Source organism: Roseateles sp. UC29_93 (assembly GCF_042695725.1).
GTDB lineage: Bacteria > Pseudomonadota > Gammaproteobacteria > Burkholderiales > Burkholderiaceae_C > Roseateles > Roseateles noduli_A.
On sequence record NZ_CP170545.1, the window covers coordinates 6,350,243 to 6,362,307 of the forward strand.

General features: G+C 67.0%; 13 protein-coding genes and 1 pseudogene. 8 read left to right on the top strand and 6 right to left on the bottom strand.

Going from position 1 to position 12,065, the window contains the following annotated elements; translation table 11 throughout:
• Window positions 1-97 precede the first annotated feature (97 nt).
• The 5 genes and pseudogenes from ACFJIX_RS29450 (at window position 98) to ACFJIX_RS29470 (ending at window position 3,431) form a co-directional block, all read left to right on the top strand.
• A complete protein-coding gene (locus tag ACFJIX_RS29450; RefSeq protein WP_377156414.1) occupies window positions 98-643 on the top strand; it encodes a tetratricopeptide repeat protein in 546 nt (181 codons plus the stop codon).
• Window positions 644-716: 73 nt separating this feature from the next.
• Window positions 717-1,292 (top strand): peptidylprolyl isomerase, encoded by a 576-nt coding sequence (locus ACFJIX_RS29455; RefSeq protein WP_377156415.1) that lies wholly within the window; start codon window positions 717-719, stop codon window positions 1,290-1,292.
• A 12-nt stretch (window positions 1,293-1,304) separates the two neighbouring features.
• A pseudogene (locus tag ACFJIX_RS29460) lies at window positions 1,305-1,807 on the top strand (peptidylprolyl isomerase).
• 17 nt (window positions 1,808-1,824) lie between these two features.
• Window positions 1,825-2,643 carry a UDP-2,3-diacylglucosamine diphosphatase gene (locus ACFJIX_RS29465; RefSeq protein ID WP_377156417.1) on the top strand — a complete coding sequence of 273 codons (819 nt, stop codon included), beginning with the start codon at window positions 1,825-1,827 and terminating at the stop codon, window positions 2,641-2,643.
• Window positions 2,640-3,431: a zinc-dependent peptidase gene (locus ACFJIX_RS29470; RefSeq protein ID WP_377156420.1), complete on the top strand. Its 792-nt coding sequence runs from the start codon at window positions 2,640-2,642 to the stop codon at window positions 3,429-3,431. The genes ACFJIX_RS29465 and ACFJIX_RS29470 overlap by 4 nt, the downstream gene beginning before the upstream one ends.
• A 183-nt stretch (window positions 3,432-3,614) precedes the next feature.
• On the opposite strand, the gene clpA is transcribed toward ACFJIX_RS29470, so the two are convergent.
• Both clpA and clpS read right to left on the bottom strand, forming a co-directional pair.
• On the bottom strand, window positions 3,615-5,939 hold the full coding sequence (gene clpA / locus ACFJIX_RS29475; protein ID WP_377156422.1) for an ATP-dependent Clp protease ATP-binding subunit ClpA: 2,325 nt from the start codon (window positions 5,937-5,939) through the stop codon (window positions 3,615-3,617).
• On the bottom strand, window positions 5,936-6,301 hold the full coding sequence (clpS, locus tag ACFJIX_RS29480) for an ATP-dependent Clp protease adapter ClpS (protein WP_377156424.1): 366 nt from the start codon (window positions 6,299-6,301) through the stop codon (window positions 5,936-5,938). Before clpS ends, clpA begins: the two co-directional genes overlap by 4 nt.
• Window positions 6,302-6,465: 164 nt before the next feature.
• Between clpS and ACFJIX_RS29485 the strand changes: the two genes are divergently transcribed.
• The gene (locus tag ACFJIX_RS29485) at window positions 6,466-6,780 is read left to right on the top strand and encodes a cold-shock protein (protein ID WP_377156425.1); all 315 of its coding nucleotides are present in this window, start codon (window positions 6,466-6,468) and stop codon (window positions 6,778-6,780) included.
• 225 nt (window positions 6,781-7,005) lie between these two features.
• Here the strand turns inward: ACFJIX_RS29485 and ACFJIX_RS29490 are convergent, their stop codons facing one another.
• Window positions 7,006-7,875 carry an OmpA family protein gene (locus ACFJIX_RS29490; RefSeq protein ID WP_377156427.1) on the bottom strand — a complete coding sequence of 290 codons (870 nt, stop codon included), beginning with the start codon at window positions 7,873-7,875 and terminating at the stop codon, window positions 7,006-7,008.
• Between the two features lie 32 nt (window positions 7,876-7,907).
• On the bottom strand, window positions 7,908-8,315 hold the full coding sequence (locus tag ACFJIX_RS29495) for a hypothetical protein (RefSeq protein WP_377156429.1): 408 nt from the start codon (window positions 8,313-8,315) through the stop codon (window positions 7,908-7,910).
• 551 nt (window positions 8,316-8,866) lie between these two features.
• Here ACFJIX_RS29495 and ACFJIX_RS29500 point away from each other — a divergent pair.
• Window positions 8,867-9,682, top strand: a complete 816-nt coding sequence (locus tag ACFJIX_RS29500; protein WP_377156431.1) for a hypothetical protein — start codon at window positions 8,867-8,869, stop codon at window positions 9,680-9,682.
• The gene (locus tag ACFJIX_RS29505) at window positions 9,634-9,831 is read left to right on the top strand and encodes a hypothetical protein (RefSeq protein WP_377156433.1); all 198 of its coding nucleotides are present in this window, start codon (window positions 9,634-9,636) and stop codon (window positions 9,829-9,831) included. Before ACFJIX_RS29500 ends, ACFJIX_RS29505 begins: the two co-directional genes overlap by 49 nt.
• A gap of 148 nt (window positions 9,832-9,979) precedes the next feature.
• Here the strand turns inward: ACFJIX_RS29505 and icd are convergent, their stop codons facing one another.
• Together icd and ACFJIX_RS29515 are read right to left on the bottom strand one after the other, a co-directional pair.
• A complete protein-coding gene (icd, locus tag ACFJIX_RS29510) occupies window positions 9,980-11,233 on the bottom strand; it encodes an NADP-dependent isocitrate dehydrogenase (RefSeq protein ID WP_279759129.1) in 1,254 nt (417 codons plus the stop codon).
• Between the two features lie 109 nt (window positions 11,234-11,342).
• Window positions 11,343-12,065, bottom strand: coding sequence for a sulfite exporter TauE/SafE family protein (locus tag ACFJIX_RS29515; RefSeq protein WP_377156435.1), 723 nt, complete (start codon window positions 12,063-12,065; stop codon window positions 11,343-11,345).

The window sequence follows — 12,065 nt, forward strand, 5'->3', positions numbered from 1 at the left end:
GGACGGTGCGGTGCGGGTGGGCCGGAGAGCCGGCCGGGAGGCGAGCGGGAGACGAAAGCTCGCTCTAGAATGCCCGGCAGTATAGCGGCCCGACCCCATGCCAAGACTTCCGTCAAGACTTCCCGCCCTGATCCGCTTCTGCTGCGTCGCCCTGGCGCTGACCGGCGCGACCCTGACGCATGCCGCGACGCTCGACGACGCGCAGGCCCTGTGGGCCGCCGGCAAACGCGACCAGGCGATCCAGACCGCCGAGACCGGCCTGAAAGCCACGCCCGACGACCCGCGCCTGCGCTTCGCGCTGGGCACGATGCTGCTCGAGCAGCAGCAGCTCGAGCGCGCCCGCGCGCTCTTCACCGGCCTGACCGAGGACTTCCCCGACCTCGCCGATCCGTACAACAACCTGGCCGTCATCCACGCCGCGCGCGGCGAGTACGAGGCGGCCCGCCAGGCGCTGACCCGCGCCCTGGACCTGCAGCCCGACCACGCGCAGGCGCAGGAGAACATGGGCGACGTGCTGATGCGCCTGGCCCAGCAGTCCTACGAACGCGCACTGAAGCAGGCGCTCGGCGACGACACCGCGCTGAAGGTCAAGTTGCAACGCGTCACAGCGTTCAACAACGCCAAGGGCGTCCAGGCGCGATGATCGCGGGCGGCGCGCCGACGGCGCGTCGTCGAACACCGCCCCTTCCACCGTTCCCCACACAGACATCAGGACCATGCGGACATCCAAACTCCTGCTCGCCGCCGGCGCCGCCGTGCTGGGCCTCGCGGCCTCGTTCGCCCAGGCCCAGGTCGTCAAGCTGAGCACCACCGCCGGCGACATCACGATCAAGCTGGACGCGGAGAAGGCGCCGAAGTCGGTCGCCAACTTCCTCGCCTACGTGAAGGCCGGCCACTACAACGGCGTGATCTTCCATCGCGTCATCGGCGACTTCATGATCCAGACCGGCGGCTACACGCCCGACCTGAAGCAGCGCCCGACGCGCGCGCCGATCCCGCTGGAGGCCGGCAACGGCCTGATGAACATCCGCGGCTCGATCGCGATGGCGCGCACGAACGACCCGAACTCGGCGACCTCGCAGTTCTTCATCAACACCGTGGACAACCCGGGACTGGACCCGGGCTACGCGTCCGATGGCCGCGGCTACGCCGTGTTCGGTTATGTCACCGAGGGCATGGACGTCGTCGACAAGATCCGCGCGGTGCCGACCGCGCCGTCGCCGAAGAACCCGGCGTTCCAGAACCTGCCCAACACCCCCGTCCTCATCAACAAGGCCACCGTCGAGAAATAAGGAGTTGACGACATGAGCAAGAAAGTCGAACTGCACACCAACCATGGTCTGATCACCGTGGAGCTGGATGACGCGAAGGCCCCCAGAGCGTCGAGAACTTCCTGGCCTACGTGGCCAAGGGCCACTACGACGGCACGATCTTCCACCGCGTCATCAAGGGCTTCATGGCCCAGGGCGGCGGCTTCGAGGAAGGCATGAAGCAGAAGCCGACCGACGCCCCGATCCAGAACGAGGCCAACAACGGCCTGAAGAACGACAAGTACACGCTGGCGATGGCGCGCACGAACGCGCCGCACTCGGCCAGCGCCCAGTTCTTCATCAACACGGTCGACAACGACTTCCTGAACTTCAAGAGCGAAAGCCCGTCGGGCTGGGGCTACGCGGTGTTCGGCAAGGTCGTCGGCGGCCAGGACATCGTGGACAAGATCGAGAAGGTCAAGACCAGCCGTTCGGGCTTTCACGACGATGTGCCGGTCGATCCGGTGATCATCGAGCGCGCCGTCGCGGTCGAGTGAGTCCCGGGTCCGTCGCCTTGCCGCTGCCCCGTGCGGTGGTGCCCCTGGTACCGCTGCGGGCGGCGGGCGGCTGGCGGCGGATCGACCTGCTCTCCGACCTGCACCTGTCGCCGGACATGCCGGCGACGCTGGCGCGGTTCCGCGCGCACCTGGCGGCAACGCCGGCCGACGCGGTCTTCCTGCTCGGCGACATCTTCGAGGCCTGGATCGGCGACGACGCGCGCTGGCAGGCCGGGACCTTCGAGCAGTTCGCGCTCGATCTGCTGCGCGAGGTGTCCTCGCGCAAACCCCTCTTCTTCATGCATGGCAACCGCGACTTCGCGCTCGGCGAGGCGATGGCGGCGGATGCCGGCATGCGGCTGCTCGGCGATCCGACACGCCTGGAGGCGTTCGGACGTTCGTGGCTGCTGAGCCATGGCGATCAGCTCTGCCTGGGCGACGTCGGTTATCTGAAGGCCCGCGCGGTGGTGCGCCGGCCCGACGTGCTGGCGGCGCTGCGCGCGATGCCGCTCTTCGCGCGGCGCGCGTTGGCGCGCCACCTGCGCGCGAGGAGCCGGATGCATCAGTCCGATCCGTCCACCTGGGCGGATGTCGATGACGACGCGGCGCGCGCGTGGCTGCGCGCCTCGGGCTGCGACACGCTGATCCACGGCCATACGCACCGGCCCGCGGTGCACGATCTCGGCAACGGGCTCACGCGCGCCGTGCTGTCCGATTGGGACTACGACCATGGCAGCGCTGGCAGCGGCCGCGGCGACGTCTTCGTCCTCGATGCCGACGGCCTGCGCCGGATTGCCCCGATGACATCGGCCATCGAGGTCACCCTCGCATCATGATTGGCGGCCTGCTCCAACGCTGGCGCGATCGCCGCGAGCGCAAGCTGCTCGATCAGTTCGCGATTCCCGACCCGCTGTGGGAACTCACGCTCACGCAGTACCCCTTCATCGCCCGCCGCAGCGATGCGGATCGCACCGAGCTGCGCCGGCTGTGCTCGCTCTTCCTGGCGGCCAAGGAGTTCCACGGCGTCAACGGCTTCGAGGTGACCGACCAGGTCGCGGTGGCGGTGGCCGCGCAGGCCTGCCTGCCGGTGCTGCGCCTGGGCCTTGAGTGGTACGACGGCTTCGTCGGCATCGTGATGCACGAGGGCGAGGTCATCGCGGCGCGCGAGACCATGGACGAGGACGGCGTCGTCCACGAGTACGACGAGACGCTCGCCGGCGAAGCCATGGAAGGCGGGCCGCTGATGCTCGCCTGGAGCGAGATCGCGCCTGAGGCCACCGAGCGCGTCGAGGGCCACGACTCCGTCTACAACGTCGTGATCCACGAGTTCGCGCACGTGCTCGACATGCGCGACGGCGAACCCGACGGCGCACCGACCATCGACGATCCCGCGCTGCGGCTGCAGTGGGGCGCGACGATGGAAGCAGAATGGAATTGGTTCTGCGATCAGGTCGACGCGGGCGTCGCGACGCTCATCGATCCCTACGGCGCGGAAGCCCCGGAAGAGTTCTTCGCCGTCGCCGTCGAAGCCTTCTTCGTCGCGCCTCGCGAGCTGCTCGCAGAGCAGCCGCGCCTCTATCGCCTCCTCGCCGGGTTCTTCAGGCAAGACCCGGCACACGGCTGAGCAACATCAAGGGAACCCGGGCCCCGTCTCCTCCGTCTCCCTCCTTTGTCGGCCGCCCCGGCCGACAAATTCCCTCCTTAAGCTGCGGAGACGGGGCCCGGGTTCCCTTGATGCGATACATCGAGCACCACACCAATGAAAAAGCCCGCGTGAGCGGGCTTTGGGGTCAGGCGTTGACTAGCGTCAGTCCGCCGTGGCAGGCTCGGACTTGGGCTTGTTGTCCTTCTTGTTGGGCGTGATGTCCAACTGGACCTCGCCCTTGTCGTCGACGTCCACGCTGAGGCGACCGCCGTCGATCAGGCGACCGAACAGCAGTTCGTCGGCCAGGGCGCGACGGATCGTGTCCTGGATCAGGCGCTGCATCGGGCGGGCACCCATCTGCGGATCGAAACCCTTGGCGGCGAGGTGCTTGCGCAACGCGTCGCTGAAAGTGACCTCGACCTTCTTCTCGGCCAGTTGGCTTTCGAGCTGCAGCAGGAACTTGTCCACCACCCGCAGGATGATGTCCTCGTTCAGCGCGCCGAAGTTGACGATCGCGTCCAGACGGTTGCGGAACTCCGGCGTGAACAGGCGCTTGATGTCGGCCATCTCGTCGCCCTGCTCACGCTTGGTCGTGAAGCCGATCGTCGACTTGGTCATCGCCTCCGCGCCCGCGTTCGTGGTCATGATGATGATCACGTTGCGGAAGTCGGCCTTGCGTCCGTTGTTGTCCGTCAGCGTGCCGTGGTCCATGACCTGCAGCAGCACGTTGAAGACGTCCGGATGCGCCTTCTCGATCTCGTCGAGCAGCAGCACCGCGTGCGGCTTCTTCGTGATCGCCTCGGTCAGCAGACCGCCCTGGTCGAAGCCCACGTAGCCCGGAGGCGCGCCGATCAGGCGGCTGACGGCGTGACGCTCCATGTACTCGGACATGTCGAAGCGGATCAGCTCGATGCCCAGGATGTAGGCCAGCTGCTTGGCGACTTCCGTCTTGCCCACGCCCGTCGGGCCGCTGAACAGGAAGGAACCGATCGGCTTGTCCGGCTTGCCCAGGCCCGAGCGCGCCATCTTGATGGCCGCGGCCAGCGCGTCGATGGACGGATCCTGGCCGAAGACCACGCTCTTGAGGTCGCGGTCCAGGCTCTTGAGCTTGCCGCGATCGTCCGACGACACCGAGGCCGGCGGAATGCGCGCGATCTTGGCGACGATGTCCTCGACCTCCGCGCGGGTGATCGTCTTCTTCTGCTTGCTCTTCGGGAGCACGCGCTGGGCGGCGCCGGCCTCGTCGATGACGTCGATCGCCTTGTCGGGCAGGTGACGGTCATTGATGTACTTGGCCGAGAGCTCCGCAGCGGCCTGCAGCGCGGTCAGCGCGTACTTGACGCTGTGGTGCTCCTCGAAGCGCGACTTCAGGCCCTTGAGGATCTCGACGGTCTGGTCAACGGTCGGCTCGACCACGTCGATCTTCTGGAAGCGCCGCGACAGCGCCGCGTCCTTCTCGAAGATGCCGCGGTACTCGCTGAAGGTCGTCGCGCCGATGCACTTCAGCTGACCCGACGACAGCGCCGGCTTGAGCAGGTTGCTCGCGTCCAGCGTGCCGCCCGACGCCGCGCCGGCGCCGATCAGGGTGTGGATCTCGTCGATGAAGAGGATCGCGCCGGGCTGGTCCTTCAGCTGCTTGATCACCGCCTTGAGGCGCTGCTCGAAGTCGCCGCGGTACTTGGTGCCCGCCAGCAGCGCGCCCATGTCCAGCGAATAGACCACCGCCTCGGCCAGCACGTCGGGCACCTGGCCCTCGGTGATGCGCCAGGCCAGGCCTTCGGCGATCGCGGTCTTGCCCACGCCGGCCTCGCCCACCAGCAGCGGGTTGTTCTTGCGGCGGCGGCACAGCACCTGCACCACGCGCTCGACCTCGAGCTCGCGGCCGATCAGCGGATCGATCTTGCCGTCGCGCGCCAGCTGGTTGAGGTTCTGGGTGAACTGCTCGAGCGGGCTGCCCTTGCCGCCGCCCTGGCCCTGGCCGCCCTCGCCTTCCTCGCGCTCGGACTCGCCGCTGTTGCCTTCCGGACCCTTCGGGGGCTCGGGCGGCTCGCTCTTCTTGATGCCGTGGGCGATGAAGTTGACGACGTCCAGCCGCGTCACGCCCTGCTGGTGCAGGTAGTAGACGGCGTGGGAGTCCTTCTCGCCGAAGATCGCGACCAGCACGTTGGCGCCGGTCACTTCCTTCTTGCCGTTGCCGGTCGACTGGACGTGCATGATCGCGCGCTGGATCACGCGCTGGAATCCCAGCGTGGGCTGGGTGTCCACCTCGTCGGTGCCGCCGACGGTCGGCGTGTTCTCCTTGATGAACTGCGCAAGCGACTTGCGCAGGTCCTCGATATTCGCCGCGCATGCGCGCAGCACCTCCGCCGCGGACGGGTTGTCCAGCAGCGCCATCAGCAGGTGTTCCACGGTGATGAACTCGTGGCGCTGCTGGCGCGCTTCGACAAACGCCATGTGCAGGCTGACTTCAAGCTCTTGCGCAATCATGCGGCCTCCATAATGCACTGCAGGGGGTGACCGGCGCGCCGTGCGGCCGCCAGCACCATTTCGACCTTGGTGGCCGCGACATCCTTGGTGAAAACACCGCAGACGCCACGACCGTCGTGATGGATCTTCAACATGATCTGGGTGGCCGTATCCAGGTCATGGCGGAAGTACTCCTGCAAGACCATCACCACAAACTCCATCGGTGTGAAGTCGTCATTGAGCATCAGCACCTGGTACAGGCGCGGCGGCTCCGTCTTCTGAGCGACACGCTCCAGGGTGGTCGAATTCCCACCGTCCTCCGGACCCGGCGGCTGAGGGCCGGGCGGTCCCGCGGGTGGGGGCTGTTGGGCAAACAATGGCATGAACCGATTCTATAAACAGCGGGAGCACCCTACATGGGGACAGGCTTCCGCCTGTCGATGCCCCGAGTTTGTCACCTTCGCGGCTCCGTACCCCGGGGAGTTCCTCAATTGACACTGACTTGACACGGATTTGAGAATCCGCCCGGTGCGAGAAAGACACCGGGATGGAGAAGAACATGGCAACAGGCACGGTCAAGTGGTTCAACGATGCCAAAGGGTTTGGCTTTATTGAACCCGAACAAGGCGGAGGCGACGTTTTCGCGCACTTCTCAGCCATTCAGATGGACGGCTTCCGGACGCTCAAGCAAGGCGGCAAGGTGAGCTATGAGCTGGTGCAAGGCCCCAAGGGCCAGCTGGCGCAGAACATCCGTCCCATGGACGGTGGCGACGGCGGCGACGCGATCGAGGCGCCCCTGGACGCGCCGATCGGGATTCCGCTGATGGCGGACGCCCACGCCGGGCAGCAGGCAGCGGCCTGAACAACCCCCGCTGATCTGGATCGCACCGCAAGAAAGCCCGCGCAAGCGGGCTTTCTGCATTCCGGCCGCGGGCGGCCACCGGCCGACCGAGCAGCGCGGTTGGCGGCCGGCCCGACGACCGGGCCACCCTGTGGTCAGAAGGAAACATCGACCCAGGATCGGTCAAGGACTCGCTCGAGAAACCAGGCGCCGGGACGCCCGTTTCCCCGCCCGGACCTACCGATTTCAACGTACCCGGGCAAACGCGCCGCGTTCGTCGGAGAACACGATCTCCACGCGCCGGTTCTGCTGGCGCCCGGCGGCGTCAGCGTTGGAGGCTACCGGGCGCGCTTCCCCGTTGCCGCGGACATCGACCCGCCCGGCGGCGACGCCGCGCTTCACGAGCGCATCCCGCACCGACTCTGCCCGCGCCCGGGACAGGGCGAGGTTGCTCTCGGCGCTGCCCGTGCTGTCGGTGAAGCCCTCGATCAGGATGCGGCGTTCCGGGTGGTTGCGCAGCGCCGAGGACAGGGTGTCGAGGCGGCTGTAGGCGCCTTCCTTCAGCGTCGCCCTGCCGGTGTCGAACAGGACGTCCTGCAGCATGACGACGAGGCCTTGCGGCGTCGGCTTGGCCTGGATCTCCGCGAGCTCGCGTTGCAGGCGGTTGGCGCGCTCGGAAGCAGCCATGGCGGCGGCCTCCGCAGTGGCCGCCTGACCTTGCGCCACCTGAGCCTGACTTTGAGCCACCTGGGCCTGACGGGTGCGGACCTCCGCGCGCAGGCGCTCGCGTTCGAGCCCGGCCGATTCGACCTTGGCGTCGGCGGCGCGCGCGGCGCCCAGGTTGATCGCCGTCTGGGCACGTTGGGAAGCGACGGTGGCGGCGCTGTCCAGCTCAGACGGGTCCTTGCGCTCCCGCCAGGCGAAGTCGGCCCGGTCCAGGGACTCCCTGGCCTTGGCGAGCTCCGTCGCGGCGTAGCGACTGGTGTTCGGATCGCTGCTCGCTTGCGCGTAGTCGCGCTTCGCTGCCTCCAGGCCCGCGTGGGGAACGGGCATCGACGAGCAGGCGGCGAGCGCCAGGGCTGTGAGTCCGCCAGCGAAATTCCAATATCGATTCATGATGTCTCCTCAGAGTGGAAGTCGCTGACAGGTCAACGGTTGGGCGCGGCAGAGGCCGGACCTCGGTTGAGCTCCTCGCGCAAGGTCGAGAGGCTGCGGTCGAGTTCGGCAGCGGCCTTCTCGGAGCGGTCGCGCGCGGACTTGGAACGCGCCAACGAGGCGGCGGCCTCGGCTTCGTCGGCCTTGCGGCGGGCGAGCGCGTGGTCGCCCTTCTTCTGGGCTTCCTGGGCTTCAGCCAGGCGTGCGCGGGCCACGACCAGGTCGGGCGAATCGCCGGCACCGATGCTGGTCTGCGCGGCATCGAGGGCACCGCGGCTCTCGCCGACCTGCGAGGCGGTCTCGACCTTGTTGGTCGAGCATCCGGTCAGCGCGGCGACGGCGAGAACGCCCGCGGCGATGAGGACGCTCCTGGGCGAGCGGAGTAAGGGTTGGTGTCGCATGAACAGTCCTTTGATGTCTGGATGTTCATGGACAGGCAAGCGCGGGTCCCGCGCCGACGGTCAGGCCACCGTCTTCAGGAAGCAGAACCCCGTCAGCCAGCTCCACTGCGGATGCGTGGCATCAATAGTTCCTCCCGGGTCATCCGCAGATGCCGCGTTCTCGCTGCAGCCCCGCTGGGGCGCCAGGATGTTGGTGCAGGAGCGGCTGATGCGTCCGCACGAACCAAAGATCCAGCCGAATGCTGGATTCGCCTCCTCGTAGCCAGCTTCGCGTGCGCACGACAGTGCGCTCCGAAAGGCCGACACCATGAGGCAAGACCATTTGCCCCGGGGGCACTTCAATGAAGCTTCACAGTGACGCGCCAACGACGAGCCCTCAGATTGGCCAGACTCAGCAATCGAATCCGCTCAATCGCTCGCCATCCGGAGAAGCTGGCGCTGCCCGGCCACCAGGCTCATATGAACTGTCGGGCCTTGCCGCAGCCCCCAGTCGCAAGCCATCCCTGCCGCTGTCCGCCGGCTCGCCCGCGACAAAGCGCCTGGCTGATGACATGGACATGGCGGCGGATCAACCGGCGAAGCGAATGAGACAGAACGCCGTCCTGCCACCCCGCACCGAGCACCTGGCATCAGCCACGACGGCACAGGCATCGCAGATCGGCGCCATCTCATCGCATGCCGCCGGAGCCAGCCAACTCGGCGGAAAGGTGATCGACGTTCCCGGTCTTCCGATGTACTCGCGGGTTCCGACCAAGGGGCAGGCCACGGAGATCGAATCGACAATCAAGGACGCGTTGCAAGGCCAGCACGGGCCTGTCCAAGTGTTCGGCTATCACGTCACCACTCAGGAAAACGCCGACGCGATCCGGAATCAAGGCTTTTCTGCCGATGCAAATCACGGCCTGGGTGGCGGCGTTGCCGGAATGAACATCCACGGATCCGGGCTCTACACGTCCATCCGTCCCGTCGACGACTACGTCAAGCCCGACAAGACTAATGTCATGTACGCCGTGGTGGCACCGCAAGGCGCCGGGTTCAAGGAAGGAACGCGCGGAACAGGAAAGTCGTGGGACGCCGCGAGCAACGCTGCCAGTGCCCACGATGGGGATTTCGTGAATAGCATGAGTGGCGACCGCAAGGTCAACCCAGGCGCCATTTCCAAGGTGGCTCTGGTCCCAATCGCGACGATTCCCCCTCGATGCCGTCGGCGCTTCTCGCCATGCAGGCTGGCACTTCGCATAGGCCGGCACCGGCGAAGACAGTGTCTCCCGAACTCCATGACTTCATTTCCGGTGCAGTCGAGAAACATCAGGAGGCCGTGCAGGCCATCCACGACCAGCCGGATCCCGATAAGAAGCTCGACCTGATAGACGCCCTCAAGAACAAGATCATGGCCGACGGTGGCATGCCTGAAGGCGCCACTAGCCGGCTTCTGATGATGGATCTCAAGCCACGCTATCTGCGGGACGACCGAAAGCTGAGCCACTTTTGCCTGCGGCCGGTCGTCAACACCTGACCCTGGCCGCGCCTGACCCGCTCTGACTCGATCCTGACGAGGGAGAGCGCGTGAGCCCACCGATCGTCTCGACATGAAAAAACCCCAGGCGCTTTCGCGCACTGGGGTTTTTAACCGGAGCCCGGCGAAGCCGCCGGGCCTGCAACGATCACATGTTCTCGATCATCACCTGACCGAAGCCCGAGCACGACACCTGCGTCGCACCGTCCAGCAGGCGGGCGAAGTCGTACGTGACCTTCTTCGACAGGATCGACTTCTCGATCGACGAGATGATCAGGTCGGCCGCTTCGGTCCAGCCCATGTGACGCAGCATCATTTCAGCCGACAGGATCTCGGAACCGGGGTTCACGTAGTCCTTGCCCGCGTACTTCGGCGCCGTGCCGTGGGTGGCTTCGAACATGGCGACGGAGTCGCTCAGGTTCGCGCCCGGGGCGATGCCGATGCCGCCGACTTGAGCCGCCAGCGCGTCGGAGATGTAGTCGCCGTTCAGGTTCAGCGTCGCCACGACCGAGTACTCGGCCGGACGCAGCAGGATCTGCTGCAGGAACGCGTCAGCGATGCTGTCCTTGACCACGATGTCCTTGCCGGTCTTCGGGTTCTTGAACTTGCACCACGGGCCGCCGTCGATCAGCTCGGCGCCGAATTCCTTCTGGGCCAGCGCGTAGGCCCAGTCACGGAAGCCACCTTCGGTGAACTTCATGATGTTGCCCTTGTGGACGATCGTGACGCTCGGCTTGTCGTTGTCGATCGCGTACTGGATGGCCTTGCGGACCAGACGCTCCGTGCCTTCGCGCGACACCGGCTTCACGCCGATGCCCGAGGTCTCCGGGAAGCGGATCTTCTTGACGCCGAATTCCTCTTGCAGGATCTTGATCAGCTTCTTGGCCTTCTCGCTCTCGGCTTCGAATTCGATGCCGGCGTAGATGTCTTCCGAGTTCTCACGGAAGATGACCATGTCCGTCTTGTGCGGTTCCTTGACCGGCGACGGCACGCCTTCGAACCAGCGCACCGGGCGCAGGCAGACGTACAGGTCCAGTTCCTGGCGCAGCGCGACGTTCAGCGAGCGGATGCCGCCGCCGACCGGCGTCGTCAGCGGGCCCTTGATCGAGACCACGTAGTCCTTCAGGACCGTCAGCGTCTCTTCGGGCAGCCACACGTCGGGGCCGTAGACCTTCGTCGACTTCTCGCCGGCGTAGATCTCCATCCAGTGGATCTTCTTGGCGCCGCCGTAAGCCTTCGCCACGGCCGCGTCCACCACCTTGATCATCACCGGGGTGATGTCGAAGCCGGTACCGTCACCCTCGATGTAAGGAATGATCGGGTTGTTCGGAACGTTGAGCGAGAAGTCGGCGTTGACCGTGATCTTCTGGCCGCCCTCGGGCACCTTGATGTGCTGGTACATGGAGTCGTCTCCGCGAGTCGCGTGGGTGGTTTGGGGTAAACCGGAAGCGCCGATTCTATGACAGCGAAACTTTCAATCGGCTGATGCCCGGACCATGTCCCTGGGACGGTCAGCCGCAGAACGCGCGGATCTGCGCCCACAGGCCGTGACCGAGCGCCCAGAGCGACCCCGCCGCCAGCATCGCGCCGGACAGACGGGTTGCCATTCGCACACCCGAGCCGCCCGCGGGACCGCCCCGCATCCCCGCGCCGCCCAGGCGGGCCAGCAGCCAGGGACCGGCGAGCAAGCCCGGCGATGAGCCGAGCGCGAAGGCCGCCATCACGCCGGCGCCCTGCCAGGGGCCCTCCGCGAGCGCCGCGACGGTCAGCGCGGCATGCAGCAACCCACAGGGCCAGGCCAGCCAAGCCAGTCCGGCCAGACCGGCGCCGGCCGTGCGCACGGGAGACAACGCGACGGCGCCTGCGCCGAGCGACGCGACCGGAATCCCGACCGCCGCCGGCGCCCGGGTCGTCCAGAGTCGCAGCACCCACCGCGGCGGCTCCGCGCGCCAGAAGAGGAACGCCCCCATCGCCAGCGCCGCGAGATGCACCATCAGCCACAGCGGCCGCAAGGCCCCGGAGGTCGCCTCCCAACGCAGCAGGCCGCCGACGCTGGCCGCGACCATGGCCCCGGCGGCCGCGTAGCCCAGCAGCCTCCCCGCGTGGAAGGCGGCCATTCCGCCGCGCCGGCCGCCGGTCACCGCCGCACACGGCGCGACGCACATCGCCGCGCAATGGAGGCTGCCGGCGGCGCCCATCACGAGCGCGGTCCCGGCAAGCGCGAGCGACAGCAT

Bases quoted from the DNA above. Each gene is read 5' to 3' on its own strand.
- ACFJIX_RS29485 (WP_377156425.1), top strand. From the start codon at position 6,466: ATGGAGAAGAACATGGCAACAGGCACGGTCAAGTGGTTCAACGATGCC.
- ACFJIX_RS29500 (WP_377156431.1), top strand. From the start codon at position 8,867: ATGGACATGGCGGCGGATCAACCGGCGAAGCGAATGAGACAGAACGCC.
- clpA (WP_377156422.1), bottom strand. From the start codon at position 5,939: ATGATTGCGCAAGAGCTTGAAGTCAGCCTGCACATGGCGTTTGTCGAA.
- ACFJIX_RS29455 (WP_377156415.1), top strand. From the start codon at position 717: ATGCGGACATCCAAACTCCTGCTCGCCGCCGGCGCCGCCGTGCTGGGC.
- clpS (WP_377156424.1), bottom strand. From the start codon at position 6,301: ATGCCATTGTTTGCCCAACAGCCCCCACCCGCGGGACCGCCCGGCCCT.
- icd (WP_279759129.1), bottom strand. From the start codon at position 11,233: ATGTACCAGCACATCAAGGTGCCCGAGGGCGGCCAGAAGATCACGGTC.
- ACFJIX_RS29470 (WP_377156420.1), top strand. From the start codon at position 2,640: ATGATTGGCGGCCTGCTCCAACGCTGGCGCGATCGCCGCGAGCGCAAG.
- ACFJIX_RS29495 (WP_377156429.1), bottom strand. From the start codon at position 8,315: ATGCGACACCAACCCTTACTCCGCTCGCCCAGGAGCGTCCTCATCGCC.
- ACFJIX_RS29490 (WP_377156427.1), bottom strand. From the start codon at position 7,875: ATGAATCGATATTGGAATTTCGCTGGCGGACTCACAGCCCTGGCGCTC.
- ACFJIX_RS29450 (WP_377156414.1), top strand. From the start codon at position 98: ATGCCAAGACTTCCGTCAAGACTTCCCGCCCTGATCCGCTTCTGCTGC.
- ACFJIX_RS29515 (WP_377156435.1), bottom strand. From the start codon at position 12,065: ATGCTGTCGCTCGCGCTTGCCGGGACCGCGCTCGTGATGGGCGCCGCC.